Below are 25838 nucleotides of genomic sequence, written 5' to 3'. Positions count from 1 at the left end.
TAGCACATATCAAAGACAAATTATCCACAATCAAGGCAAAACAGAAGACAACAAAGAAGCTCATTCCGGGCCGGCGCTGGTAAATTTTCTGCATGTATCCGGTACCTCTTTCCTACTTCTTTGCGCTTGCGCCCTGTCTCCCATGCCTACCCTGAATCTCGCACTCCGGCTCGATCGCAGCGATGTCTTCGGCACCATCGAATGGACGCTTGCCAATGCCCGCCGCACCGGCCTGACACTGGCCGGCATGGACTTCGATCCTGCCGCGCCCTATCCGCTCGCGCTGTCGGTCGCCGCCGAGGACGCGGACCTGCTGTCCTTGTTCGTCAGGCGCCTGGAGAACGGCGTGGACGTGCTCGAAGTGCGGGAGATGCCCGGCCTGGCCGGACTTGCCGGTGATGCGCACGAACACGATGCGCGCACGCCCGCCCTGCCCGCCCTTGCGGCCGCAACCCCGGCTCGGTATGCTCAGGCCGCCAACAGGCTGCCTTCTGGACCGTCTCATGCCGCTTCGTCTTCCGCCCCTCTCGGCGCTGCGCTTCTTTGAAGCCGCCGGGAGGCACCAGAGTTTCAAGCTGGCCGCCGCCGAGCTGAACGTGACGCCGGGCGCCGTGAGCCACGGCATCGCCGGCCTGGAACAGGCGCTCGGCGTGGCGCTGTTCGTGCGCGAGCCGCGCGGCCTTTCGCTGACGCCGGCGGGCGCGGACTACCTGAGCTATATATCGGAAGCTTTCGCGCTGATCGCCACCGGCACGCAGCGCCTGCCGGACCGCCGCGCCGGCCGCACCATCGCCGTGAGCTGCGCGCCGACCCTGGCCTCGCGCTGGCTGTTGCCGCGCCTGCACGATTTCCGCCAGCGCTGGCCGGAGATCAATGTCACCGTCGATACCTCGCGCCGGCAGGTAGGCTTTCCCGCCGACGGCTTCGACTTTGCCATCCGCATGAGCCGGGCGCCGGCCGCCAGCGCGGCCTGGTGCCGCCTGTTCGGCGAGCAATTGCTGCCGGTGTGCAGCCCGGCCTGCCGCGCTACGGTGCTCGATGCGCAAGGCAACTTCGATCCGCGCCGCGCCACGCTGATCCATGTCGAGCCGGCCAGCGAGGACTGGCCGGCCTGGCTCGACAGCACCGGCATGGCGCACGTGACGCCTGCGGGACACCTGCGCCTGGACACCTTCGGGCTCGCGCTGGAAGCCGCCGCCGCCGGCCTCGGCGTGGCGCTGGGACGACGCCCGCTGGTCGATCGCGATCTGGCGGCCGGCACGCTGGTCGCGCTCGGCGCGCAGCCGCTTGCCGCGCAGACGGCGTACTGGCTGGTCAGCGCCGAAGGCAGCGGCGAGGCAAGGCAGCGCCCCGATCTCGCCGGTTTCCGCCAGTGGCTGCTCGACCAGGCCCGGACCTGCGATGCCGGCGCCGTGGCCGGGCACGCTGCCGCCCCGTGATCGCCGGCCGCGCCCTGCGCAAGTGAGAAATCCTCACTTGTAGTCGACGTCTTTTCCTTTGCCGCGCCATCCGCCCGCTGCCACTATTGGCGCCAGGAGGAACCCGACATGCTGACGGCACAAGGCAACGACCAACGCTTTGCCACCCTGAAGAACCCGGCGCTGCTGGTGGTGATCTCGGCCGCGCTGATCCTGAGCGCGGCGATAGGCGTGCGGCAGACCTTCGGGCTGTTCCTGGGGCCTTTGTCATTCGACCGCGGCATGCCGGTCACGCTGATCGCCTTCGCGATAGCGCTGCACAATCTCGTGTGGGGTCTCGCCCAGCCGTTTGCCGGTGCCGCCGCCGACCGCTACGGCTGCGCCCCGGTGGTGGCCTTCGGCGCGGCGGCGTTTGCCGCGGGCCTGGGCCTGGCGGCGGTGGCGCCCACTGGCGCGATGCTGGTGGTCGGCATGGGGATGCTGGTGGGCATCGGCATCAGTTGCACCAGCTTCGGCGTAGTGCTGACGGCGGTCGGGCGCGTGGCCAGTCCGGAACAGCGCAGCATGGCGATGGGCCTTGCCAGTGCCGGCGGCTCGCTCGGGCAGGTGCTGCTGGTGCCGCTGGCGCAATCGGTCCGCGCGGGTGCCGGCGTGAGCGCCTCGCTGTTCACGATGGCGGCCGTGATCCTGCTGGCGGCGCCACTCGGCCTCCTGCTCGAAAAACGCAAGCCGGGGAGCGCCCATGCGCCCGCGGTGCCGGCGGCTTCCCTGCGCGCGGTGCTGGCGCTGGCGTGCCGGCATCGCGGCTACCGCCTGCTCACGCTCGGCTTCTTCACCTGCGGCTTCCAGCTCGCCTTCATCGGCACGCATCTGCCGGGCTACCTGACGCTGTGCCACCTGCCGGCAGGGCTGGGGGCAACCGCGCTGGCGCTGATCGGCTTGTTCAATATGGCCGGCAGTTGGGCATGCGGCTGGCTGGGCGGGCGTTTCCGGCAGCAATACGTGCTGGGCTGGCTGTACCTGACAAGGGGCGCCGCCATCGGGATCTTCGTGCTGCTGCCCAAGAGCGCCGTCTCGGTGATCGTCTTCGCGGCCGTGATGGGCCTGACCTGGCTGGGCACGGTGCCGCTCACGAGCGGGCTGGTGGCCAAGGTGTTCGGCACGCGCCACCTGGGCACGCTGTTCGGCGTGTGTTTCCTCAGCCATCAGGTCGGCTCCTTCCTCGGCGCCTGGCTGGGCGGCTTCATGTTCGACCTGACCGGCTCCTACTCGATCGTGTGGGCCGGCACGGCGCTGGCCGGGCTGGTGGCCGCGCTGCTGCACTTCCCGATCGACGACACCGCGGCCGGCACGCCCGCGCCGCAGCCGGCAGCGCTCAGCGCTGCTCGAAACTCCGCGTGAAATACACCAGCCCGGCCTGTTCCCGCAGCTTGTAGAGCGACGCGGGGCGGCGCCCGGTCTCCTTCTGTTCGCCCAGGTCTTCCAGCAGGTCGGCGGCCAGCATGCGCGTGCGGAAGGCCTTCTTCTCCAGCGCCCGGCCGAGCACGGTTTCATATACCTGCTGCAGCTCGCCCAGCGTAAACGCCGCCGGCAACAGATGCGCCGGCAGCGAGGTGTACTCCGTCTTGCCGCGCACGCGCGCCAGCGCCGCGCCCAGCAGCACCGCGTGATCGAAGGCCAGCGGCACGGCCACGCCGTCGCCCTCCACCGGCGCCCAGCGCAGGTCCGCCGCGTTGCCGCCCTTGTGCGGCGCCAGGCTGGCATCGGCCAGCAGCGCCACATACACATGGGTGGCCGACCAGCCGCGCGGATCCCGCGTGGCGCCGCCCCAGCTGCCTACCTGTTCGAGGTAGGGACTTGCCACGCCCGTCTTCTCCGCCAGCTTGCGCAAGGCGCAGCCTTGCAGGTCTGCGTCGCGCGCGATATCGACAAAGCCGCCCGGCAATGCCCAGCGCCCGGGATACGGCTCGCCCGCCTGGTCCGGACGCTGCACCAGCAGTACCTGCAGCGCACCGCCGCGCACGGTGAGGATGACGACGTCCACCGTGGTCAGCGGCCGCGGAAAATCGGCGCCGGCCGCGTCTTCCCTGGCGGGTGTCGTGGCGGAGGTCGGTGCGTTCCTGGCGGGCGTGGGCATCTTGGGGTGGCGTCCGGTGTGCGATGAGGCGGATTATAAATTGACAAGTGTCACAGTGCCACTTATATTAGTGGCACACACACACTTATTCGCGCCGGACCGGCCAGGCCGGCGCGGGCACCACGGCAACCAGGAAAGGAACCATCATGTTCGGCATCCGTTTCATCAAGGCAGATCCCACCACCTACCTGATGCAGATGAAGGGCGGCAGGATCCTGCGCGAAGGCAGCGGCCAGTCGTTCTACTACTACGCGCCCACCACGTCGCTGGTCGCGGTGCCGGTGGGCAGCCAGGTGCTGCCCTACATCTTCGAGCTGATCACGGCGGATTTCCAGTCGGTCACGGTGCAGGGCAACCTCTCCTACCGCATCACCGAGCCACGCAAGACCGCGGCCATGCTGAACTTCGCGCTCAAGCCGGACGGCCGCAGCTATATATCCGAAGACCCGCAGAACCTGCGCGCACGCGTCGAAGGCGTGGTCGAAGTGCTGGTGCAGCAAGCCGTGAGCGCCGAGACGCTGCGCGCCGCGCTGCAGGGCTCGGACCGCATGGCACGGCAGGTCGAAGCTGCGCTCAAGAGCCACCCGGACGTGCTGGCGCTGGGGCTGGAGGTGCTGTCCTTCTCGATGGTGGCCGTGAAGCCGCGCGCCGAAACCGCACGGGCGCTGGAAGCCGAAGTCCGCGAGCAGATCCTGAAGGCCGCCGACGACGCCATCTACGCGCGCCGCAATGCCGCGGTGGAGAACGAGCGCGCCATCAAGGAAAGCGAGCTCGATACCGAGGTGGCCGTCGAGCTCAAGCAGCGCACCATCCGCGAGACGCAGATGGAGGCCGAGGCCGCCGTGCAGGAAAAGCAGGCGCAACTGCAGGCCAGCGCCATGGAAGCGCGGATCACGCTGGAAGCGCGGCGCAAGGAGTTCGTCGGACTCGAGGCGGACAATACCCGCACCACGGCCGAGGCCGAGGCGCACCGCCTGGGCGCCGTGATGCAGGCGCTGCAAGGCGCGGACGCGCGCATCGTGCAGGCGCTGGCCGCCTCCGGCATGGCGCCGGGACAGCTGATAGCGCAGGCCTTCGGCGGCATCGCCGACAAGGCCGAACGGATCGGGCAGCTCAATATGTCGCCGGAGCTGCTGCAATCGCTGCTGGCACCGCAGGCCAGGGGCCGCGCCCGCGATTGAGCCACGCTTGCTTCAAGCCTCGGGAGCAGACACACCATGAGCAACGCCGCCGACCGCAAGGTAGTGCTGGTCACGCGCAAGACGCGCCTGGAGGAACTGCTGGCGCGCTATCACTCGCTGGCGCAGGCACGCTTCTACCTGGAGCACCTGGGGGCGGACATCAGCGACTACCAGCGCGAACACGACGCCTACCAGGCCGCGCGCGCCCAGGTGGGCAACGCGCTGTCGCGCTACCAGCGGCGGCAGGTGGTGGACCGGCAGTTCCTGCCCAACTTCCTGTTCGGCCCGGACGATATCGTGGTGGCGCTAGGCCAGGATGGCCTGGTCGCCAACACCATGAAATACCTGGACGGCCAGCCGCTGCTTGGCGTGAACCCGGACCCGGCGCGCCATGACGGCGTGCTGCTGCCGTTCCGGCCCGGCGATGTGGCGCGCGTGCTGGCCGAGGCCATGCAGGACCGCCGCCCCGCCCGCCCGGTCACGATGGCACGCGCCGAGCTCTCCGACCAGCAGGTGCTGTACGCGGTCAACGACTTCTTCGTCGGGCCGCGCAGCCACACCTCGGCGCGCTACGAGATCCAGCTCGGCGGGCGTGGCGAGGTGCAATCGTCGAGCGGCATCATCGTCTCCACCGGTCTCGGATCCACCGCCTGGCTCAAGAGCATCGTCACGGGCGCGCGCGCCATCGCGCTGCCGGACGGTGGCGAGGCGCCCTACCAGCCGCTGCCCTGGGATACCGACCGGCTGGTGTTCGCCGTGCGCGAGCCCTTTCCCAGCCGCGCCAGCCAGGCCACGCTGGTGTACGGCGAGATCCCGCGCGGCGAGCAGATCGTGCTGCGCTCCCTGATGCCCGAGGCCGGCGTGATCTTCAGCGACGGCATCGAGGCGGATTTCCTGCAATTCAATGCAGGCACCGAGGCGCGCATCGGCGTGGCGCAGCGCCGCGGACAACTGGTGCAATAGCGCGGCTCTGCGCCGCTATCTTCCTTCCGCCAGCAGTTCGATGCCGTCCAGCTCGGCGGCGCAGGTATCGCGCACGATAGAGACGAAATCGCGCACATAGGGCCGCCCGGCCAGTCCCGCCGGCGTGGTGGCGTACAGCTCGCTCCACAAGCCCTTGGCCCCGATGCGCTTGGCCAGCACGTAGTCATGGTCCACGTAGTTCTTGACGCCCCAGTTGGGCAGCGCGGCCACGCCGCGGCGGCTGGCCACCAGTTGCAGCACCGCCACCGTCAGTTCGGCCGTGCGCCGCTGCAGCTTGATGCCAGCCGGCTCCAGCACTTCGCGGATCAGGTCGATGCGCTGCTCGGGCACCGGGTAGGTGATGAGGGTCTCACCGTCCAGGTCGGCTGCCTCGATACGGCGCTTGTTGCGCAGCCGGTGCTCGTTGGCGATCACCGCCAGGATCTCGAAACGGAACAGCGGCGCCACCGCCAGCCCGCGCTTGGCCGGCGGCAGCGAGCCGATCACCATGTCGGTCCGGCCCTCGGCCAGCAGCGCCAGCGGATCGGCGTGGAAGCCCGCCACCAGGTCCACCTCGACCTCGGGCCAGCGGCGGCGGAACTCGTCCATCACCGGCATCAGCCAGTCGAAGCAGGTGTGGCACTCCAGCACGATGCGCAGTTCGCCGCGCGTGTCGCCCTTGAGCCGGATCAGGTCGCGCTCGGCCGTACTGATGGCAGCCAGCGTCTCGCGCGCCAGCGCCAGCAGGCGCTCCCCCGCCGGCGTGAAGCGCAGGCCCTGGCGGGTGCGGTCGAACAGCGGCAGGCCGTAGTGCGCCTCGATGCCCTTGATCTGGTGGGACAGCGCAGACTGGCTCACGTGCACGCGCTCGGCGGCGGCCGCGAGCTTGCCGGACTCCGCGATGGCCACCAGGGAACGCAGGTGCCTGACTTCGATCACGGCGCGCTCCACCCTGTACATCCGCACGCCCGAAAACCTGGATATGGTTTGATATGAAATCCATTCATACGTTGATTAAATCTTATCGCTTGATTCATTTTACGCCGGATTCCACACTGGGCGCCATCGTCACATACCAATTGCGAGAGCACCTGATGGCAAGCACACATATCGCGGGCTTCCCCCGCATCGGCGCCCAGCGCGAGCTGAAATTCGCCCAGGAGGCATTCTGGCGCGGCGAGACCGGCGAAGCCAACCTGCGCGAAGTGGCCGCCGGCCTGCGCCAGCGCCACTGGCAGGCCCAGGCCGAAGCGGGCCTGGACAGCGTGGCGGTGGGGGACTTCGCCTACTACGACCAGGTGCTCGGCCTGAGCGCGCTGCTCGGCGCCCTGCCCGCGCGCTTCGGCTTCGAGCCCAGGCAGCTGAGCCTGGCGCAGTATTTCGAGCTGGCGCGCGGCAACAAGGCGCAGCCCGCCATGGAAATGACCAAGTGGTTCGATACCAACTACCACTACCTGGTCCCTGAACTAGGGCCGCAAACGCGCTTCGACGGCGGCGTGGACTGGTTCTTCGATGAAGTGGACGAAGCGCTCGCGCTGGGCCTGGCAGCCAAGCCGGTGCTGATCGGGCCGGTCACCTACCTGTGGCTGTCCAAGAGCCATGCGGAGGGCTTCGAGCGCCTCAGCCTGCTGCCGGCGCTGGTATCCGCCTACGCCCGCGTCCTGGGCCGCCTGCGCGAACGCGGCATCGAATGGGTGCAGATCGACGAGCCGGCGCTGTGCCTGGATCTGGAGCCGGCCTGGCTCGACGCCTATGACAGCGCCTACGCCGCGCTTGCCGGCTCGGGCGTCAAGCTGCTGCTGGCCACCTACTTCGACACCGCGGCCGACCACGCGGCGCGCGCCGCCGCGCTGCCGGTGCAGGGCTTCCATCTCGACCTGGTGCGCGCGCCGCAGCAGCTCGACGCCTGGCGCAAGGTCCTGCCGGCCGGCGCGGTGCTGTCCGCCGGCGTGATCGACGGCCGCAATATCTGGCGCACCGACCTGCGCCGCGCGCTGGCCGTGCTGGCGCCGCTGCACGCGGAGCTGGGCGAGCGCCTGTGGGTGGCGCCGTCCTGCTCGCTGCTGCATGTGCCGGTGTCGCTCGAGGCCGAGCAGAGCCTCGATGCCGAGATCCGCGACTGGCTGGCCTTCGCCACCGAGAAGCTCGACGAGGTAAGCGTGCTGGCACGCGCGCTCAACGAGGGCGAAGCCGCCGTCGCGGCGGAACTGGCCGCCAACGAGGCCGCGCTGGCCTCGCGCCGCGACTCGCGTCGCGTGGTCAACCGGCAGGTGCAGGCGCGCGTGGCCGCGCTCACCGCCGGCATGGCCGAGCGCAACAGCCCGTTCGACGCGCGCATCGCCCGCCAGCGCGACGCGCTGCAATTGCCGGCGCTGCCCACCACCACCATCGGCTCCTTCCCGCAGACCACGGCGATCCGCCAGACGCGCGCGGCCTACAAGCGCGGGGACATCGGCGCGCTGGAATACCTGCAGCGCATCCGCGCCGAGATCGAGACCGCCGTGCGCAAGCAAGAAGCACTGGGCCTGGACGTGCTGGTGCACGGCGAGGCCGAGCGCAATGACATGGTGGAATATTTCGGCGAACAACTGTGCGGCTACGCCTTCACCGCCAATGGCTGGGTGCAGAGCTATGGCTCGCGCTGCGTCAAGCCGCCGGTGATCTACGGCGACGTGTACCGGCCCGAACCGATGACCGTGGAGACCACGCGCTACGCGCAGTCCCTCACCGAGCGGCCGATGAAGGGCATGCTCACGGGCCCGGTGACCATGCTGCAATGGTCCTTCGTGCGCGACGACCAGCCGCGCGCGGCCACCACGCTGCAGCTCGCCCTGGCGATCCGCGATGAGGTGTCCGACCTGGAACAGGCCGGCATCCGCATCATCCAGATCGACGAGCCGGCGCTGCGCGAAGGCCTGCCGCTGCGCAAGGGCGACTGGGAAGCCTACCTCGCCTGGGCCGTGCATGCGTTCAAGATCTCGGCCGCCTCGGTAGCGGACCAAACGCAGATTCACACCCATATGTGCTACGCGGAGTTCAACGACATCCTGCCCGCCATCGCGGCGCTGGACGCCGACGTGATCACCATCGAGACGTCCCGCTCGGCGATGGAGCTGCTCGAGGGCTTCGGCGCGTTCGACTACCCCAACGAGATCGGGCCGGGCGTATACGACATCCACTCGCCGCGCGTGCCGAGCGTGGAAGCCATCACGCACCTGCTCGAACGCGCCTGCGAGGTGATCCCGCCGCAGCGCCTGTGGGTCAACCCGGACTGCGGCCTCAAGACGCGCGCCTGGCCGGAAACCGAAGCGGCGCTGGCCAATATGGTGACAGCCGCGCGCAGCCTGCGCGAGCGGGTCGGCAAGGCTGGCGCCACCCGGTGGCAGCGCGCCACGCGGGCGGCCGGGCCGGGCGGCCTCACGGGCCATCACGTAGCGCATCAGGCAACACATCAGGCAGCACATCACGCCGGCCATGCGGCGGGCTGCGTCGATTGCGCGACGCACGCCAGCTAGCCCGGCATCCTCCCGCGCCCCCCTTGCGCGGCGCGCCAACCGGCCGGTGTGCTGCGCCAGTTCCATGGCCAGAGCTATGGCGTGCTGGCCGGTTAGCTGTATTGTGTTCCCTTGAGCGCCTGCAGGCGGCAGGAATGTGCCGCATTCCACACGGTTGCGGCACTGTGTCACATAGCGCGCGGCGGGCGATATTCCGTATCGTACGCGGCTATCCAAGCACGGTAAAAAAGGCGCGGCCCCACGCAGGTCCGGCGCCACAAGGGAAAACATGAAGAGAGCCAGACACTGGAAGCGGCGCGCCGCCGCCCTGCCCGCCGCGGCATTCACGACCGCCGCACTGGCCCAGGCCACCGCCCCGGCAGCGCCGGATGCCACGGTGACGCTGCCGACGACCACGGTGACGGCCAAGGCGCATGGCTCGCTGACGGCGCCCTCGGTGGGCCAGCAGAAAGAGACGCTGTTCGGGACTGCCGGCTCGGTGGGCTTCGTCGATGCGGCTTCCTACAGCGACACCTACGCCAGTAACCTGCGCGACGTCCTCAAGGACTCGCCAGGCGTCTATGTGCAGGAGCGCTACGGCCAGGAACTGCGGCTGTCCATCCGTGGCTCGGGCATCGCGCGCGGCTTTCATACGCGCGGCCTGGACATCCTGCAGGACGGCGTGCCCACCAACTTCGCCGACGGCAGCGGCGACTACTACCAGATCGACCCCCTCGGCCTGAGCGCGGCCGAAGTCTACAAGGGCGGCAACGGCCTGGCCTACGGCACCACCACGCTGGGCGGCGCGATCAACTTCACCACGCCCACCGCGCTGACCGCCGACGCGCCCAACCTGGTGCGCGTGGACGGCGGCAGCTTCGGCACGGCACGGGCCAGCGGCCAGGTCTCGCGCCAGATCGGCGCCTTCGATTTCCTGGGCAACCTGAGCGTCAACCATTCCAACGGCTACCGGGACCACGAGCGCGGCCAGTACGAGCAGTTCAACGCCAACTTCGGCTACCGTTTCAGCCCGGCGGTGGAAACCCGCTTCTACCTCGGCGCCTACATCGTCGACCAGCAACTGCCGGGCTCGCTCTCGCTCAGCGATGCGCTGAACAACCCGCGCAAGGCCTCCGCCAGCGCGCTGGCCGGCGACCAGGCGCGCAACACCCGCACCGAGCGCGTGGCCAACGTGACCACCGTCAAGCTGGACAGCGGCCAGCTCGACTTCAGCACCTGGGTCATCCACAAGAGCCTGTACCACCCGATCTTCCAGGTGATCGACCAGGACTACTGGACCTACGGCTTCGCCCCGCGCTACACCGGCAACCAGACCATCGGCGGCCTGCGCAACCAGGTGATCGTCGGCGCGCGCTTCTTCGGCGGCAACAACGATGCGCGCCAGTTCATCAACATCAACGGCAACCGCGGCGCGCAGACGCTCAACGCGGCGCAGGACGCCTACAACTACGAGGCCTACTTGGAGGACCGCCTCTGGGTCGTGCCCACGGTCGCGCTGATGGCCGGCGCCAAGGCCTACCGCAACGTGCGCGACTACCACGACTACGGCGGCCTGGCGGCGAACCCCACGCCCAAGTCGGATCGCACCACCTACAGCGGCGTCAATCCCAAGTTCGGCGTGCTGTGGGAACCGGTGCGCGACGTGCAGGCCTTCGCGGACATCACGCGCAGCGCCGACGTGCCCGACTTCACCGACCTGACCCAGACCATCGCCACCACCACGCGCTTCGTGCCGCTGGCCGCGCAACACGGCTGGACGCTGGAACTCGGCACGCGCGGCAAGCGCGAACGCTTTTCGTGGGACGTGACGGCGTACCGCTCGCTGGTGCGCGACCAGCTGCTTCAGTTCACCACCAACCCGGATGTACCCGCTGCCACCTTCAACGCCAATCGCACCACGCTGCAGGGCGTGGAGCTGGGCGTGTCCGGCGACGTGCTGCAGAACGTATTCGGCAGCGGCGACAGGTTCACGCTGTCGCAACTGTGGAACTACAGCGATTTCCGCTTCGACAATGATCCGCAGTATGGCAACAACCGCATCGCAGGCGTGCCGGAGCATGTGTTGCGCACCACCGTCGCCTACAGCCGCGCGGCCGGCCTGCGCGTGGCAGGCACCATCGACTGGGTGCCGGGCGGCGCCTACGTCGACTACGCGAATACGCTGCGCACGCCGGGCTACGTGCTGCTGGGAGTGCAGGCCAGCTACGACTTCCAGCGCGGGGTCACGGTATTCCTCGACGCCAGGAACCTGACCAACAAGCGCTACGTGAGCGATTTCAGTACGGTGGCCGATGCGCGCACCGCCAATACCGCGGTCTTCTATCCAGGCACCGGGCGCGCCTTCTATGCCGGGGTGAAGTACAAGTTCTGAGGCCCGCCGCCATGGCGCAAGGGGCAGGGGTGCTCGCCGCGCAGCGCCCCTGCCCCTTTGTCTTTCCTGCCGCTGTTCCCTTCCCTGCGCCTTAGTCGATCCGCTCCACCGGCGGGACCACCCAGGTGCCATCGAGCATGGCCTGCTTGGGCCAGTAGACTCGCAGCATCAGGTTGAAACCGTCCGCCGGCGCTGGCAGCCAGTTCGGCAGCTGGCTGGCCGGCGGACGTGCATTCTGGATGACGAGGTCGAGCGAGCCGTCGCGGTTGTACTTGAGGCGGTCGCGGTCGCCGATGGCGTAGCGGTTCAGCGGGTTCGCCGCGAACGCCTGCTTGTCGTTGTAGAGCGTGAGCGACCAGAAGGCGCTGGTCGGCGGCAGCTGGTTCTTGTCGAAATGCATGACATAGCGCTTCGCTCCGCTGAGCGGCTTGCCGGCCGAGTCGACGCGCGTGCTGGGGTAGAGCGCGTCCGCCGGCAGGTTCGCCCCGAGGCCGACCCACGCCACCAGCGCGCGCTTGCCATAGGCGGTGCCATAGCTGCCGAGGTCGCGGCGGATGTTCCACTCCGCGCCGGTGTCGGCGCCGCGCCTGGCAGCGCCCGAGATGCCGGCCAGCGCGGCGGTGGCGCCTTCCTGCACGGCACGGGCCGTGGAGGGCTCGAGCGCGGTCACGGAGAACGGGGCGCCGGGCACGATGCCGAGCTTCTTGATCGATGCCACCATGGCGGCGTCTGCCGGCGCGGGCGGATTGGCAGGCAGCAACTCGGCGAAGCGCGTGAAGAACGCCTGCGCGTCCATGGCTGCCACCTGCTCCACCGGCGGGGTTTCCACATCGGCCGTGCTGCTTTCCGGCGCGGCGGCCGGCGCGGCCTTGCCGCGTGTCTTGCCGGCGCGCTGCCAGGCCGACAGCGGCATCAGGCGGTATTGGTTCTGCAACTGGCGCACCGCCGCGTAGTCCTGCTTGCCGTTGGTCTGGGTACGGCCGATCAGCCAGACCATTTCGGTGGGTGCGTGGATTTCCTTCACATCAGGCGGCAAGGTGCCCGTCCACTTCGGGCCGGTGATAGCGAACACGGCCTTGCCGGTGCCGGTGGTGCGCTTGCCCGGCGAAGCGAACACATTGGTCCAGCCGTCCATCAGCGGCATCAGGTAGTAGCGGCCGTGGGTATCCGGCAAGGACAGGATCACCGGTTCCGCGCTCAGGTCCAGCCATGCCGACGAGTAGAGCGTGTCGGCATTCGGGCTGACCACATCCGTAAAGGTGGCGTCCGGGAAGCTGCGCTTGTGCGCGAAGGTATTGGCCGGCGTGCGCGCGGTCATGACCTCGCGCGTGACATCCATCAGCACCAGCGGATAGGCGTAGGTGAAGACCTGGGCCGACAAGGCCTTGATGGTCGCGTCCGGCTGGGTGGAAGCGCCCTTCGGCGCTTCCACCTTCTGCGGTGCCGTGGCGCACCCGGCCAGCAGCAGGCCGAGCGCCGCTGCGCCCGCGATCTGGCGAATCGAAAAACTCATGACCCCGATCCCTTGTTTTTGGATTGACTACCCGACACGTCGGTCACGTCGGTTACCGCTGGAGCGGCGACATTTTTCCCGCGTGTGATTGAGCGATTTTATTCGATCGATGATGTGCTGGCGAGTCCGCACTTGTCAATTCCGGGCACGGGAATAATGCGGCATAACGCACCAAAGGCCGAGTCTTATGGCGCGCTTCCGGGCGGGGAGCGGCGCTCCCGCCTGGCCGCGCCTCCTGCGTCCCGCGTGCCTCTTGCATGGGGCGCCGGCTTCGTCCGCCAGGCCCCCGCAGGTTCCTCGCGTTGCCTTCTGATCTTAGATATGCCGCGCCCTGCGCGCCATCCGGATTTTCTTCCCCGTCAGCCGCCGGGATTAAAGGGTAAACCACACTCTGATCGACCCTGAAATACCATCAAAAATAGGACTGCTCTTATATGAAATCATGAAAACCGTACCTAGAATTCTCTCATCGTAAATAACGAAATTTCCCAACAAAGGACACGGACCTATCTCGATAGCGGAGGAAGAACAGAACAGGGAAGCCATCGAAGGGAAAATCATCGGCGCGTCCGGATCGAGAAGCCGTGGCCATTGAATAATCAATGGCCCGCAGCACGACTCCTGTCCGGAAAAATCGCGAGATAACCCTATTCATCCAGCAAGAAACAAGATGACGCCAGCGCTCGGCACGCGGGCGCAGGGCCTCCTTTTGTCCGGCGGTCCAATAACAACCGCATCGGAGACGCCCTCATGCCAGCCTGGAAGCGCCCCTTTCTTCATCTGCTCTGCCCCGGCATTGCCCTGACCCTGGCCGGTTGCGGCGGTGGCGGCGACGGCATGGCCAGCGGCGACACGCCATCCGCCGTGCCAGGCACGGCCAGTTGCGCATCGCCCGCCGAAGTCACGGTCGATACCGTGCTCGACAGTGCCTGCGTCTACAAGCAGACCTTCACGATCAGCCGGTCCGGCATCACGCTGGACTGCGGCGGCGCCACCATCGACGGCCGCGGCACCGATGTCAAGGGCATCTACGTGGACTCGCGCGGCGGCGCGCTGCGCCATGTCACCATCCGCAATTGCCGCCTGAAGAACCAGGCCTCCGTGGGCATCGCGATCGGCTGGAGCGGTGCGCTCGCGGCCAGGCTCCAGGCCTACACCCGCGACGACATCTACGCGCGCTCACCGCAGCAGGTGCTGATCGAGAATGCCAGCGTGGAGGGCGCCGGCAACGTCGGCATCTATATCGAGTCCTACGCATCCGGCAACACGCTGCGCAATGTCACCGTGACCAGTTCGCGTGGCCCGGGCGTGTACCTGGACGCCTCGACGCGCGACAACCGGATCGTGAACTCCACCTTCACCGGCAACGGCCTGCCGCGCACCCGCGAAGCCATCGCCATCGATTCTTCGGCCGGCAACGTCATTGCCGGCAACAAGTTCAGCGGCAACGCCCTTGCCGCCATCACGCTCTACAAGAACTGCGGCGAGAACCAGGGCCCGGCGCGCTGGCAGCACTCTGACGGCAATCTGATCCAGGATAACGATTTTGCCGCGGAAAGCGTGGGCGTCTGGATCGCGTCCAGGCAGAGCCGGGACCTGGGTAACTGGAATTGCAGCGACCCCTCCTACTATGCCGGCCGGTATTTCCTCGATTATGCGCAGAACAACCAGGTGATGAATAATCGCTTTGCTAATGTCCGCCAGGGCGTCATCGTGGAAGACGACAATAATACGGTGAGCGGAAATACGTTCTCCGGCACCAGAAACGCCGATATCGTGACCGGTGCCCAATATCGTGCAATGTATCTCGGACGCCCCGTTTCCGGGCTGATCGCGCAAGACAATACTTACCTGCCATAGACGACAGGCCGATGACGGCAAAGCAACAAAAATCCCCCGAAGCGGCGGGATCGTACGGGCACCGATGGGCACTACAATGCCGCAGCACAACAAGGATACCCATTCCGGGAAACGCCCTCATCGCCGTCAGACTACACCAGCGGAGACTGGAAAGATCCTCAAGAGGCGCGGATCCGGCACAGGAAACTGACACAGGAAGCAAGGCAATGACGTTTTATCTTCTGGGGTTCCTCGCTTTCGAAGCTATCTGGTTCCTTCCGCTCAGGAAGGTTTTCCGCGCCGCGCACTTCAGCACGACGTATGCCTACCTGGCGCTGATTCCACTGGTCGGGCCCCTGCTGTGCATCTGGATCCTGGCGGCACGGCCGTGGCCGCTCAAGAACAAGCTGGTGCGAACGTTCTCGGCGTCCTGAAGCGCCGCAGCACCGGGCGCCCGCCGATCCCGGCACCATGCATGGGATCGTAGCAAGGGTATCGCCCGATTCCGCCGGAAGTCGAACGTCCATGACCATGTAGCGGGGCCAATAGCGCCCATACATGCCTTAGACAGGAGACATTTACGTGGATCGACGACAATTCCTCGCCGCCGCCGCGGCCATGGCCGCGGCTGGTGCCGCACCCGCCGTGGCGGCCAACTGGCCCAGCCGCCCGCTGCGTCTTGTGGTTGCCTATCCCGCCGGTGGCGGCACCGACGTGGTGGCCCGGCTGTTCGCGGACTTCCTGGGCAAGGCGCTCGGCCAGTCGGTGGTCGTGGAGAACAAGCCCGGTGGCGCCACGATCCCCGCCACCCAGGATGTCATCCGCGCCAAACCCGATGGCCATACCCTGCTGATGACGCTGGGATCGTCCGCCACCTCGGGCGCCCATATCAACAAGGTGCCCTACGACCCGATCACTGACCTGACCGCGCTGGCCGAGGCGGCACGCGCGCCGGTACTGCTGGTGGCGAACAAGAACGCGCCCTTCTCCACGCTGGCCGAGATGATCGCCTATTCCAAGGCCGCCAAGGCACCGGTGCACTCGGCCTCGTACGGGCCGGGCACATCCTCGCATTTCGGTCCGCTGCTGCTCAACAAGCTGTCCGGCAGCCGGCTCGAGCCGGTGCTGTACAAGGGCTCGGCACCCGCCACGCAGGACCTCGTCGGTGGCGTGGTGCCGGTGATGATCGACGGGCTGACCACGGCCGTGCCGCTGTACCAGTCCGGCAAGACCAAGCCGCTGGCCATCACCACGCCGGAGCGCTCCGACATGGCGCCGGGCGTGCCCACGTTCCGCGAACAGGGCTTCGCTGGCATGGAGCAGCTCAGCGGCTACTTCGCGCTGTTCGGCCCCAAGGCCATGCCGGCGGATGTGGTGGCGCCGGTGTCGGCGGCGATCCAGAAGGTGCTCACCGACCCGGCCTATCACAAGCGTCTGTTCGCGGTGGGCGTGCTGCCACCGCAGGCCATCACGCCACCGGTGTTCGCGGCACAGGTCAAGGCGGACTATCAGCGCTGGGGCGAGTTCATCAAGGAGATCGGCTTCAGCCTCGACGCCTGAAGCCGAACGGCGTCATGCGGGCGCGAGGGTACTGCGCGTGCGCTCGACCGCCGCCGAAAGCCAGGCCGCGGCCTGGTCAGGAATGGTGACCGGCAGCATATGCCCGCCGGGCACCAGTTCCAGCTCCAGCGCCGGCAGCTTGTCCTTCATCGCCTGGCCGTGGATGCGCCAGTCGAGCACGGCGTCGGCCGTGCCGTACAGGATGCTGATCGGCAGGGCCAGCGATGCGTAGCGCCCAGCCATGGAGGGCAGATCCTCTTCCAGGCTGTTCATGTCGGTCGACGCGGCATAGAAAGCGCCCGGCCGCAGGCCAAGCAGGCCGCCGCCGGCCGTGCCGAAATCCGCCGGCGGCCGCTCCGGGCTGAACACGAATTCGACCATCGCGCGCCCGCGCAGGATCGACCGCGGGATTGCCAGCGTCCAGGCGACCACGCGCCGCAGCGCGGCCGGGGAAACCGCAAGCGCGCGGAACGAGGCCGGCACGCCTTGCACCGGATGGGTCAGCGGCGCGATCAGCGCCAGGCCGGCCGCCGTGCCGGGATGATCGAGCGCCACGCCCAGCGCCACGGCGCCACCCAGCGAATGCCCTACCAGCAGGGGATCCTCCAGCTCCAGCGCCCGGATGAACCTGGCGATGACTTCGCTTTGCTTGCTCAGGCGCGCCGACATTCCCGCCGGCCGGGTCGAGTATCCCGAGCCGGGCCGGTCGACCAGGATCACGCGGAAGCGCGAGGTCAGTCGTTCGAGCAAGGCATACGAGAAATTCCCGGTCTGTCCGCCCAGCCCGTGCACCATCACGATGGCCGGACCCTGGCCCTGGTCGATGTAGTGCAGGCGGGCGCCATCGATTTCGATGAACTTGCCGCGCGGCGGCAGCGCCTTTTCCACCTTGCGCGCGATGAGGGCGCTAAACGCCACCAGGCCAAGGATGACGATGGCGGCAATGGCAATAACAATGGCAATGCAGGCAATCAGGATGGTCATGGTGTCGCTCCTCAGCCCTGCACCGATTCCGCCGCCCGGGCAGGCGCCGCCTGCGCGCGCGGCGCGGCAGTGCCGGCCCGCCCGAACACCATCGCATCGTCCTCCACCTTGCCGAACTTGAGCGCCATCAGGTCGAACAGGTAGTTCTGGTGGACCTTCCACGGGCGCTTGCTGCCCTGCCTGGGCAGGATGCCGTTGGCGCGCTGCACGTAGCCGGAGGTCAGCGACAGCGACGGCTCGTCGTCGCCGGACGCATCGCCGCGCCGCGGCACGCACCAGGCATGGCCGGCGGCGTCCATGTGGTTGAGCAGGCGGCAGACATACATCGACGACAGCTCCGCCTTGAGCGTCCACGACGCATTCACGTAGCCCATCGCCACCGCCAGGTTGGGCATGTCGCTATACATCATGCCCTTGTACATGAAGGCCTGCGCGGGCGTGGCCGGCACGCCGTCCACGCCGAGCTGGATGCCGCCCGCCACCTTGAGTTGCAGGCCCGTGGCCGTGACGATCACGTCGGCATCGAGCTTCTCGCCCGAGCGCAGCCGCAGCCCGGTTTCGGTGAAGGATTCGATATGGTCGGTGACGACCGAAGCCTTGCCCGCGCGGATCGACTGGAACAGGTCCGAGTCCGGCACCAGGCACAGGCGCTGGTCCCACGGCTTGTAGGCGGGCGTGAAATGCTTGCCGATGTCGTAGTCCGGGCCGAGTTGCGCGCGCGTTGCCTCGATAATCTTGCGCTTGACCAGTTCCGGCTTCTTGCGCGCGAGGTTGTAGAAGTACATGCCGAGCAGGACGTTCTTCCAGCGCGTCACGCGGTGCGCCATGCCAGCCGGCAGCTTGCGCTGCAGCCACGCGGAGACGCGATCGCTGGACGGCCGCGCCACCACGTATGTGGGAGAGCGCTGGAGCATGGTCACGTGCGCCGCGCGCTTGGCCATCTCCGGCAGCAGCGTCACGGCGGTAGCACCGCTGCCGATCACCACCACGCGCTTGTCGTCGTAGGCCAGGTCCTCGGGCCAGTGCTGGGGATGCACCACGCGGCCCTGGAAGCGCTCCATGCCCGGCCAGCCCGGCATATAGCCGTCGGCGTAGTCGTAGTAGCCGCTGCACAGGTAGAGGAAGTTGCAGGTAAAGCGCGCCGGCGCGCCCTGCGGGCCCACGCTGGCTTCCACCGTCCACCGGGACGTCCCGGACGACCACGAAGCGTGCGTGGCGCGATGGCCGAAGCGGATATGGCGCTCGATATCGAAGGCCTTGGCGGTGCCGCGGATGTATTCGAGGATGGCGCCGCCATCGGCGATCGACTTCTCGCTGCGCCATGGCCGGAAGCTGAAGCCGAGCGTGTACATGTCCGAATCGGAACGCACGCCGGGATAGCGGAACAGATCCCAGGTACCGCCGATGGCGTCGCGACCTTCCAGGATGGCGTAGGTCTTGCCCGGGCAACTGGCCTGCAGGTGGTAGGCCGCGCAGATGCCGGAGAGGCCCGCGCCTACGACCAGCACATCGAAGTGACGGGCGGGCTCCCGCTGCGCCGCCTGCTGCTCCGGAGTGGCGGCCTGCGCCCTGGGGTGCGCCTGGTCGTGCCCCTGGTCGTGCGCGTGCTCGTGCGCCTGATCCGCGTTGCCTGCTAGCATCGTTTGTCTCCTGTTGGCCAGATCCCGCCGGAAGCTTCTCGCATGGGCATTCCCTTGGTGCGTCCGTGCAGTGCTCCGACTAGACTAGGGTGTTCACCCTAATTAATCAACCCAGATTCCTCTAACCAGGGATTTCCCTTAAGCCCGCATACGCCCGGACGCTGTTCCGCCACCACCCGAGATGCCAGAAATGCAGCATACGAAACACCGCCGGCCACGCACCGCCACGCGCAGGGGCCTCGCAACATGAGCGCGGACCACACGCCGGCGCGGCGGCCCAAGACCCGCGAACGCATTCTCGAAACCTGCCTGAGCCTGTTCAACGAACGCGGGCCGATGCTCGTGACCACGGCGGAGATCGCCGCGGCGGTCGGCATCAAGGAAGGCAACCTCCATTACCACTTCAACCGCAAGGAACAGATCCTGGAAGCGTTGTTCGGTGCTTTTGAAAGCGCGCTGCGCGCCACCGCCGTGGCGGATCTTGCCAAGGGCGATAGCCCGGACCGCTTTGCCGGCTACCTGAGCGGCTGGTTCAACCTGATGTGGGAATGGCGTTTCTTCTATCGCGACTCGGCTTCGATCCGCGCGCTGGCGCCCGCGCTGCGCGCGCGCACCGAAGCGCTGGCCGATGACGGACAACGCCATGTGCGGCGCGTGTTCGACGGCATGGAAGCGGCGGGGCTGCTGCGCGCCACGCCGGCGCAGCTCGATCACCTGGTGGTCAACAGCTGGATCGTCTCGACCTACTGGATCGACTACCTGCGCTCGCGCCACGGTATCGATGCGCTCAAGCGCGAACATATCAGCTGGGGCGCATCGCAGGTGATGAGCCTGTTCGGGCCTTACCTCACCGAGACGGGGCTGGCGCAGCTGAATATCGACGCGGCGCGCGATCCGCGCACCGGCGCGCACTAGCCGCCATGCGCGTGCCGGCGAGCCATCGTCATTGACGTCAGGCAAGCGCGGCAAAGGCGCCTAAGGTTAAAACTTGCCCCGCTTGCACGCACCGGCAGGCGGATCCATTGATTCACAATTCCTTGAGTCACTTACCGGAGATGAACATGACAGTGACGCTCAGGTATTGGTCAGAAGACGGCGATGAGGAAACCGTCGATGTACCTTCCGCACGGGTCTTGTCCCAGATGGCGCCCCATCCCCCCTCGCAGGCGCCGAAGCGCACGCCCGACACCGAAGACAAGCCACCAAAGTGGACCATTCCAGACGACCCTCCGGGCGATTTCGCCTGAGAGGCATTCGAGTGGCAGGCAAGGCAAGGCGATGCGACCGAAACATCGTCGGCTGTTACGAATTGGAAAGCAAAAAGCCCGTGCGGCAAGGACCGGACGGGCTTCGGGAAAGTGGTTGCGGGGGCAGGACTTGAACCTGCGACCTTCGGGTTATGAGCCCGACGAGCTGCCAACTGCTCCACCCCGCGGGGCGAAATATACGCGGATCGGTGGCATCTGGATACCCCTTCTTGGAAATAAACCGGAAAGTGGTCGTTACGCGGGCGCCGGGCGGCTTGCGGGGCGCCCTGTGCCGGCAATTCAGCTATTGCCGTCGATCCATTGGCGTGCCCACGCATAGGCAGCCGCTGTCGCATCCGCGGGCGTGGCGTGGTTGTGCCCTACCGCCCTCGCATCCTGGACGATCGCCCCATCCTCCCAGATCGCGCACGAGGCGATGTGCAGCCCGTCCTTGATGGTCTTGCAGAACACGTGGATGACGAATCCTTTGTACTGCGCCTTGTATTCCGTGACGTTGCTTTGGTTTTGCATCTGGCTTTGCTGGTCTGGCCGCCTGTTCTCGCCCCGCGGCGAATCCTGCGGCGCATCCTAGCATGGGCACCCCGGGCCGGTTTTTCCATCGCCGCCGTCCCGCCGGCAATCATCATCGTCCTCCGCACCAGGGAGCCCGCGACCCGCTTGCCAAAACCAGGCAGCTCGTTATACTGTATATCCATACAGTACCCTGTAAGGCAACCACCTCATGTTCAGCTGCGATCCCGGCACCCTCTATCTCTACAGCCAAAGCCCCGCCGCGGCCAGGCTGTCGATTCGCTGCCCGCTCCTGACCGTGGACGATCCCCTGCTCACGGCTGACACCTGGAACCCCGAGGCCGAAGCGGCCGCACAGGCGGCCGGGGCAACGCTATACCTCTCGGGCATCGACACCTCGGCACTGAAGGCGCTTCCCTGGACCATCGACGCGCTGGCGTTCGAGCGCGACGGCGCGCGCATCAGCTTCTGCCTCGCTGAAGGCATGGAGTTTCTCAGCCCCATCACACTTCGCTTGCGCAGCCGCGGCGAACGCCACTATGCCACTTTGCAAGAGCCGGCGTGAAGTCGATCAGCCCGGCGCCCTGGCGCGACGGTGGACGCGGCGCCGCTGCAGGAATCCTGCTAGCCGGTCAGCCCGCGGCCTGCGCCCGGGCCTGGTGAATCCGCGGCGCTAGGCGGCGATGGCGCGCGGACTGGCGGCGGCCGTGGCCTGCTCGATACGCGCGAGCAGCCGCTTCCCGGAAGCCACCACGGCAGGATCAGCGGTCATCTGGTAACGCACGATCATGCCTTCGACGCAGAGCATGGCCTCCTCCGCGACTTCGTCGGGCGTCGCCAGCTTCAGTCTCTGCGCAAGCTCCGCGATATACGCCTTCAGTGACACCTTGTGCGCGGTGGCCTGCTCCAGATGTCCAGGGGCACCGGTCGAGCCGGCCTCCGCAACCACGTTGATGAACGCGCAGCCGCGGAACGTTTCCTGACCGAACCACACGCCCAGCGCATCTGCAATCGCCCCGAGGCTGGGCGCGGAAGCAAAGCGCGACTCCACCTCCTCGATGAACCAGGACATCCAGAACTCGTGGCGCCGGTCGAGAAATGCGGAGATCAGTTCATTCTTGGAAGCGAAATGCCTGTAGAGCGACATCTTCGCCACGCCCGACTCGGCAATGATCTTGTCGATGCCCGTCGCCCGAAAGCCGTCTTGATAGAACAAGCGGGCTGCCGTGTCGAGAATCCGCTCTCGCGCCGAAGGCTGGGTCATGGCACGTCTTTCCAAAGTGAAAGTTGATAGACCAAGTATTGCAGACAGACCTGTCTCTGTAAAGCAGAGATACGACTCTGTCTCCTCCGTCTCCTCCGTTTCCATTACGCGGGCTTCTCCGGCTTTCCTTATTGGGGCCCTGTCGAAGAGCTGAGTCTTTCGCGCTTCGCGGGCGGGCGTGAGATCGATCGCAAGCGTGGTGCATCCATGGCGAGAAGCCACCCGTAGCGCCGCCATCAGCGCAGGCGGCACTGCCGCACGCCCTATTCGCGCTGGTATGCCCTAATTCACCCGAACTGATCCTGTTCGGCCCGCGGGCCAGGCGCTAGCCTTGCTTCTCCTCCTATTCAAGCGTTCGGGACCTGCCGCGCGGCAGCACCTGTCGAGACTTCCCCATGTACTTGTATGACTCCATAGACCAGCAGGTGGTCGACCAGCGCGTCGCCCAGTTCTCCGACCAGACCACGCGTTTCCTGGACGGCCGGCTCACCGAGGACGAGTTCCGCGTGCTGCGGCTGCAGAACGGCCTCTATATCCAGCGGCACGCGCCAATGCTCCGCGTGGCCATCCCCTACGGCATGCTCGTCAGCCGGCAGTTGCGCAAGCTCGCCGGGATCGCGCGGCGCTGGGACCGCGGCTACGGCCACTTCAGCACGCGGCAGAACATGCAATTCAACTGGCCGCGCCTGGAAGACGCGCCCGCCATCCTGGCCGAACTGGCCACCGTGCAGATGCATGCGATCCAGACCAGCGGCAATTGCATTCGCAATACCACCACCGACCACTTTGCCGGCATCGCCCCGGACGAGATCGTGAACCCGCTGGTCTGGTGCGAGATCATCCGGCAATGGTCGATGCTGCACCCCGAGTTCGCCTTCCTGCCGCGCAAGTTCAAGATCGCCGTAAGCGGCGCCCGCACGGACCGGGCCGCGGTCGGCGTGCACGATATCGGCCTGCAGGCCGTCAGCAAGGATGGCGAGACCGGATTCCGCGTATGGGTGGGCGGTGGCATGGGCCGCACGCCGATCGTGGCCAAGCTGATCAACGAATATGTGCACTGGTCGGATCTGCTGACCTACCTGCAGGCCACGCTGCGCGTCTACAACCTGCACGGCCGCCGCGACAACAAATACAAGGCGCGCATCAAGATCCTGGTCAAGGACCTGACACCGGCCGTCTTCGCCCGGCAGGTCGACGAGCAATGGCAGCGCATCCGCGGCGGCCCCGACACGGTGAGCGCCGAGTTCGTGCAGGAGATCGCGGGCCGCTTCACCGCGCCTGGCTATGACCCCGCGGCGGCGAACGACGAAGATGCCTCGGCGAGCTTCGCCGAACAGAATCCCAGGTTCCGCCGCTGGCTGCGCAGCAACGTCCAGGCTCACCGCGTGGCGGGCTATTGCGCGGTGACTGTTTCGCTGAAGGCCACCGGCATGCCTCCCGGCGATATCACGGCCGACCAGATGGACGCCGTCGCCGACCTGGCAGACGCCTACGGCCTTGGCGAGCTGCGTGTCTCGCACGAGCAGAACCTGATCCTGGCCGATGTGCGCCGCACCCATCTGCACGAAATCTGGGAACGGCTGGACGGCCTGAATCTCGCCACGCCGAACATCGGCCTGCTCACCAACATCATCGCCTGCCCGGGCGGCGATTTCTGCTCGCTGGCAAACGCCGTTTCCATTCCGCTGGCCGAGGCCATCCAGCAGCGCTTCGATGACATGGATTTCCTGCACGATATCGGCGAACTGGATCTCAACATCTCCGGCTGCATCAACTCCTGCGGGCACCATCACGTGGGGCACATCGGCATTCTCGGCGTCGACAAGGCCGGCGAGGAGTGGTACCAGGTGACCGTCGGCGGCCGCCAGAACGGGGCACTGTCGGCCGGGCGGCACGACGAGATGGAAGGCGCCGGCGGCGCGGCCATCGGCAAGATCATCGGACCGTCCTTCGCGCGCGGGGAAATCCCGGATGTGGTGGAACTCCTCGTGCAGACCTACTTGTCGCTGCGCGACAGCGATGCCGAACGCTTCATCGATGTCGTCGAACGCACCGGCATCGAACCGTTCAAGACCGCCGTCTACAGCGACGCCCGGATCGTCAAGCGGAAACAGCAAGCGGAGAGCGCACGTGCCTGAAACCAAATCGCAAGACCTGGCGCCCAACGTCATCCGCAACGGTGCGCTCGAAACCGACAAATGGCGCGCCTTCATCTCAGATGACGGCCCGGCATCCGCCGCGTTGCCACCCGACGAGGATGGCTGGCTGGTTTCCCTCGGCGCATGGCAGGCAGCAAAGGCAAGCCTGCGGCAACGGACCCATCCGGTTGCGGTGTACCTGGTGCCCGACGCCGACCCCGAGGCGCTGCTCGATCCCGGCGCAGCCATCATCGATCCGACCGGCATTGCCCACCTGGCCATCGATTTCCCCGTCTACACGGACGGGCGCGGCTACTCGCTCGCGCAGTTGCTGCGCACGCAGTACGGATGGGCCGGCGAGCTGCGCGCCGTGGGAGACGTGATGATCGACACGGTGCACTACATGGCCCGCTGCGGCTTCGACAGCTTTGCCGTCAAGCCCAGCCACGATCCCCAGGCAGCCCTCGAGGCGCTGGGTACGTTCACGGTCCACTACCAGAAAGGCTACCGGCGGCCCGCCGCGCCGGGGTGAGCCGCGCCAATCCTCTCCATGCCGCGCGATTCCGCGCTATTCCTTGCTATTCCGCGCTGGCCACTTCCTTCGCCTGCGCCGCATGCGTACTCTGCCAGCCGCCGCCGAGCGCCTGGAAGAGGTTCACCTGGTCCGTGGCCACCTTCGCATCGGACGCCGCCAGCGCCGCCTCCGCGCGCGCCAGGGCGCGGTCCGCATCGAGACTGGCGAGATAGGGCTGGCGCCCTCCCGCATAGAGCTGCCGGTGCTCGCGCGCCACCACCGACGCGGCGTCGCGTGCCTTGCGCAGGCCCTGGTTGCGTTCGAGCTCGTTGGTGTAGCTGGCCAGCGCGGTCTGCGTTTCCTCCAGCGCCTTGAGCACGACCCCGTCGAAGCGCGCCAGGGCCGCATCCGCGCCGGCTTCCATGCCATGGATGCGCGGCCGCACGCCATTGGTCGGGAAGTTCCAGGTGATCAGCGGACCGAACCCCCAGTGCGCGGTGGGACCCGTTCCCAGGTCCGCCAGCAGGCCGGTCGCGCCGACCGAGGCACCAATGCGGATCGAGGGATAGAGATCGGCCGTCGCCACGCCGATCCTGGCCGTCGCCGAGGCCAGCTCCCGCTCGGCCTGCCGCACGTCGGGCCGCCGGCGCAGCAGCGCCGCGCCATCCCCGACCGGAATCGCTTGCCGCGGCCGGGGCTCCTCGCGGCATGCCGCCTGCGCCCCGGAATCCGCCCCGGGCGGCTGCCCCAGCATGACCGACAGCCGATAGGCCGCCGCCGCCTGCTCTGCCCTGAAATGCGGCAGCGCCGCCCGCAATCCTTCTGCCTCGCCCTGCGCCTGCGATGCGTCGCTGGGCTGGCTGCGCCCGGCAGCGACCAGGCGCCTGACCACCTCGGCGCCGCGCTCCTGCAATGCCAGCTGGCGCTGCGCCACCTCGAGCTCATGCGTGGCGGCGCAGCCCTCGACGTAGGCGCGCACGGTCTGCGCCACCACGCTCACCCGGGCGGCATCCAGCGCTGCCT

The 25838-nt window shown here is 67.4% G+C and carries 23 protein-coding genes and 1 tRNA gene; 15 read left to right on the top strand and 9 right to left on the bottom strand.

Features of this window, described 5'->3' with window-relative positions; translation table 11 throughout:
• The first annotated feature begins 142 nt into the window (after positions 1-142).
• The 3 genes from AC1DKV_RS10725 to AC1DKV_RS10715 all read left to right on the top strand — a co-directional run bounded on the left by AC1DKV_RS10725 (position 143) and on the right by AC1DKV_RS10715 (position 2819).
• Complete coding sequence (locus AC1DKV_RS10725; protein WP_441620324.1) at positions 143-547, top strand: hypothetical protein; 405 nt, start codon at positions 143-145, stop codon at positions 545-547.
• Entirely contained in the window at positions 504-1439 is a 936-nt protein-coding gene (locus tag AC1DKV_RS10720) for a LysR substrate-binding domain-containing protein (RefSeq protein WP_441620326.1), read from the top strand. Before AC1DKV_RS10725 ends, AC1DKV_RS10720 begins: the two co-directional genes overlap by 44 nt.
• Positions 1440-1547: 108 nt before the next feature.
• Positions 1548-2819 carry an MFS transporter gene (locus AC1DKV_RS10715; protein ID WP_441620328.1) on the top strand — a complete coding sequence of 424 codons (1272 nt, stop codon included), beginning with the start codon at positions 1548-1550 and terminating at the stop codon, positions 2817-2819.
• On the opposite strand, the gene AC1DKV_RS10710 is transcribed toward AC1DKV_RS10715, so the two are convergent.
• On the bottom strand, positions 2794-3555 hold the full coding sequence (locus tag AC1DKV_RS10710; protein WP_441620330.1) for an NUDIX hydrolase: 762 nt from the start codon (positions 3553-3555) through the stop codon (positions 2794-2796). The two genes, AC1DKV_RS10715 and AC1DKV_RS10710, sit on opposite strands and share 26 nt — an antisense overlap.
• 146 nt (positions 3556-3701) lie before the next feature.
• Between AC1DKV_RS10710 and AC1DKV_RS10705 the strand changes: the two genes are divergently transcribed.
• Together AC1DKV_RS10705 and AC1DKV_RS10700 are read left to right on the top strand one after the other, a co-directional pair.
• The gene (locus AC1DKV_RS10705) at positions 3702-4736 is read left to right on the top strand and encodes an SPFH domain-containing protein (RefSeq protein WP_441620332.1); all 1035 of its coding nucleotides are present in this window, start codon (positions 3702-3704) and stop codon (positions 4734-4736) included.
• Positions 4737-4772: 36 nt separating this feature from the next.
• On the top strand, positions 4773-5699 hold the full coding sequence (locus AC1DKV_RS10700) for a diacylglycerol kinase catalytic domain-containing protein (RefSeq protein WP_441620334.1): 927 nt from the start codon (positions 4773-4775) through the stop codon (positions 5697-5699).
• Between the two features lie 15 nt (positions 5700-5714).
• Here AC1DKV_RS10700 and AC1DKV_RS10695 read toward each other — a convergent pair whose 3' ends face one another.
• Entirely contained in the window at positions 5715-6638 is a 924-nt protein-coding gene (locus tag AC1DKV_RS10695) for a LysR family transcriptional regulator (RefSeq protein WP_441620336.1), read from the bottom strand.
• A gap of 155 nt (positions 6639-6793) precedes the next feature.
• Between AC1DKV_RS10695 and metE the strand changes: the two genes are divergently transcribed.
• The gene (gene metE, locus AC1DKV_RS10690) at positions 6794-9214 is read left to right on the top strand and encodes a 5-methyltetrahydropteroyltriglutamate--homocysteine S-methyltransferase (RefSeq protein WP_441620338.1); all 2421 of its coding nucleotides are present in this window, start codon (positions 6794-6796) and stop codon (positions 9212-9214) included.
• A 268-nt stretch (positions 9215-9482) separates the two neighbouring features.
• A complete protein-coding gene (locus tag AC1DKV_RS10685) occupies positions 9483-11585 on the top strand; it encodes a TonB-dependent receptor family protein (protein ID WP_441643242.1) in 2103 nt (700 codons plus the stop codon).
• Positions 11586-11676: 91 nt separating this feature from the next.
• On the opposite strand, the gene AC1DKV_RS10680 is transcribed toward AC1DKV_RS10685, so the two are convergent.
• Complete coding sequence (locus AC1DKV_RS10680; RefSeq protein ID WP_441616837.1) at positions 11677-13098, bottom strand: DUF1254 domain-containing protein; 1422 nt, start codon at positions 13096-13098, stop codon at positions 11677-11679.
• 750 nt (positions 13099-13848) lie between these two features.
• Between AC1DKV_RS10680 and AC1DKV_RS10675 the strand changes: the two genes are divergently transcribed.
• The 3 genes from AC1DKV_RS10675 (at position 13849) to AC1DKV_RS10665 (ending at position 16497) form a co-directional block, all read left to right on the top strand.
• Positions 13849-14958, top strand: coding sequence for a right-handed parallel beta-helix repeat-containing protein (locus tag AC1DKV_RS10675; RefSeq protein ID WP_441616839.1), 1110 nt, complete (start codon positions 13849-13851; stop codon positions 14956-14958).
• 206 nt (positions 14959-15164) lie between these two features.
• Entirely contained in the window at positions 15165-15371 is a 207-nt protein-coding gene (locus AC1DKV_RS10670) for a hypothetical protein (RefSeq protein WP_441616841.1), read from the top strand.
• Between the two features lie 148 nt (positions 15372-15519).
• Positions 15520-16497: a tripartite tricarboxylate transporter substrate binding protein gene (locus tag AC1DKV_RS10665; RefSeq protein WP_441616842.1), complete on the top strand. Its 978-nt coding sequence runs from the start codon at positions 15520-15522 to the stop codon at positions 16495-16497.
• A gap of 12 nt (positions 16498-16509) precedes the next feature.
• Here AC1DKV_RS10665 and AC1DKV_RS10660 read toward each other — a convergent pair whose 3' ends face one another.
• Complete coding sequence (locus tag AC1DKV_RS10660) at positions 16510-17481, bottom strand: alpha/beta fold hydrolase (RefSeq protein WP_441616844.1); 972 nt, start codon at positions 17479-17481, stop codon at positions 16510-16512.
• 11 nt (positions 17482-17492) lie between these two features.
• Positions 17493-19121 (bottom strand): flavin-containing monooxygenase, encoded by a 1629-nt coding sequence (locus AC1DKV_RS10655; protein WP_441643243.1) that lies wholly within the window; start codon positions 19119-19121, stop codon positions 17493-17495.
• Between the two features lie 246 nt (positions 19122-19367).
• Here AC1DKV_RS10655 and AC1DKV_RS10650 point away from each other — a divergent pair, with 246 nt between their 5' ends.
• Positions 19368-20036 carry a TetR/AcrR family transcriptional regulator gene (locus AC1DKV_RS10650; protein ID WP_441616848.1) on the top strand — a complete coding sequence of 223 codons (669 nt, stop codon included), beginning with the start codon at positions 19368-19370 and terminating at the stop codon, positions 20034-20036.
• 146 nt (positions 20037-20182) lie between these two features.
• Positions 20183-20368 (top strand): hypothetical protein, encoded by a 186-nt coding sequence (locus tag AC1DKV_RS10645; protein WP_441616850.1) that lies wholly within the window; start codon positions 20183-20185, stop codon positions 20366-20368.
• Positions 20369-20480: 112 nt separating this feature from the next.
• Here AC1DKV_RS10645 and AC1DKV_RS10640 read toward each other — a convergent pair.
• Both AC1DKV_RS10640 and AC1DKV_RS10635 read right to left on the bottom strand, forming a co-directional pair.
• A tRNA-Met gene (locus tag AC1DKV_RS10640) sits at positions 20481-20556 on the bottom strand.
• A 112-nt stretch (positions 20557-20668) separates the two neighbouring features.
• Entirely contained in the window at positions 20669-20899 is a 231-nt protein-coding gene (locus tag AC1DKV_RS10635) for a hypothetical protein (protein ID WP_441616852.1), read from the bottom strand.
• 211 nt (positions 20900-21110) lie between these two features.
• On the opposite strand from AC1DKV_RS10635, the gene AC1DKV_RS10630 reads away from it, so the two are divergent.
• The gene (locus AC1DKV_RS10630) at positions 21111-21464 is read left to right on the top strand and encodes a hypothetical protein (protein WP_441616854.1); all 354 of its coding nucleotides are present in this window, start codon (positions 21111-21113) and stop codon (positions 21462-21464) included.
• A 108-nt stretch (positions 21465-21572) separates the two neighbouring features.
• On the opposite strand, the gene AC1DKV_RS10625 is transcribed toward AC1DKV_RS10630, so the two are convergent.
• Complete coding sequence (locus AC1DKV_RS10625) at positions 21573-22163, bottom strand: TetR/AcrR family transcriptional regulator (protein ID WP_441616856.1); 591 nt, start codon at positions 22161-22163, stop codon at positions 21573-21575.
• 395 nt (positions 22164-22558) lie between these two features.
• On the opposite strand from AC1DKV_RS10625, the gene AC1DKV_RS10620 reads away from it, so the two are divergent.
• Positions 22559-24301 carry a nitrite/sulfite reductase gene (locus AC1DKV_RS10620; RefSeq protein ID WP_441616858.1) on the top strand — a complete coding sequence of 581 codons (1743 nt, stop codon included), beginning with the start codon at positions 22559-22561 and terminating at the stop codon, positions 24299-24301.
• Entirely contained in the window at positions 24294-24833 is a 540-nt protein-coding gene (locus tag AC1DKV_RS10615; RefSeq protein ID WP_441616860.1) for a DUF934 domain-containing protein, read from the top strand. The genes AC1DKV_RS10620 and AC1DKV_RS10615 overlap by 8 nt, the downstream gene beginning before the upstream one ends.
• 46 nt (positions 24834-24879) lie before the next feature.
• On the opposite strand, the gene AC1DKV_RS10610 is transcribed toward AC1DKV_RS10615, so the two are convergent.
• A partial coding sequence (locus tag AC1DKV_RS10610) for a TolC family protein (RefSeq protein WP_477137602.1) occupies positions 24880-25838 on the bottom strand: 959 nt, incomplete at its 5' end.

The sequence above is a fragment of the Cupriavidus sp. 05T41 genome (assembly GCF_056396525.1).
This window is presented reverse-complemented; position numbering and strand designations above follow the sequence as displayed.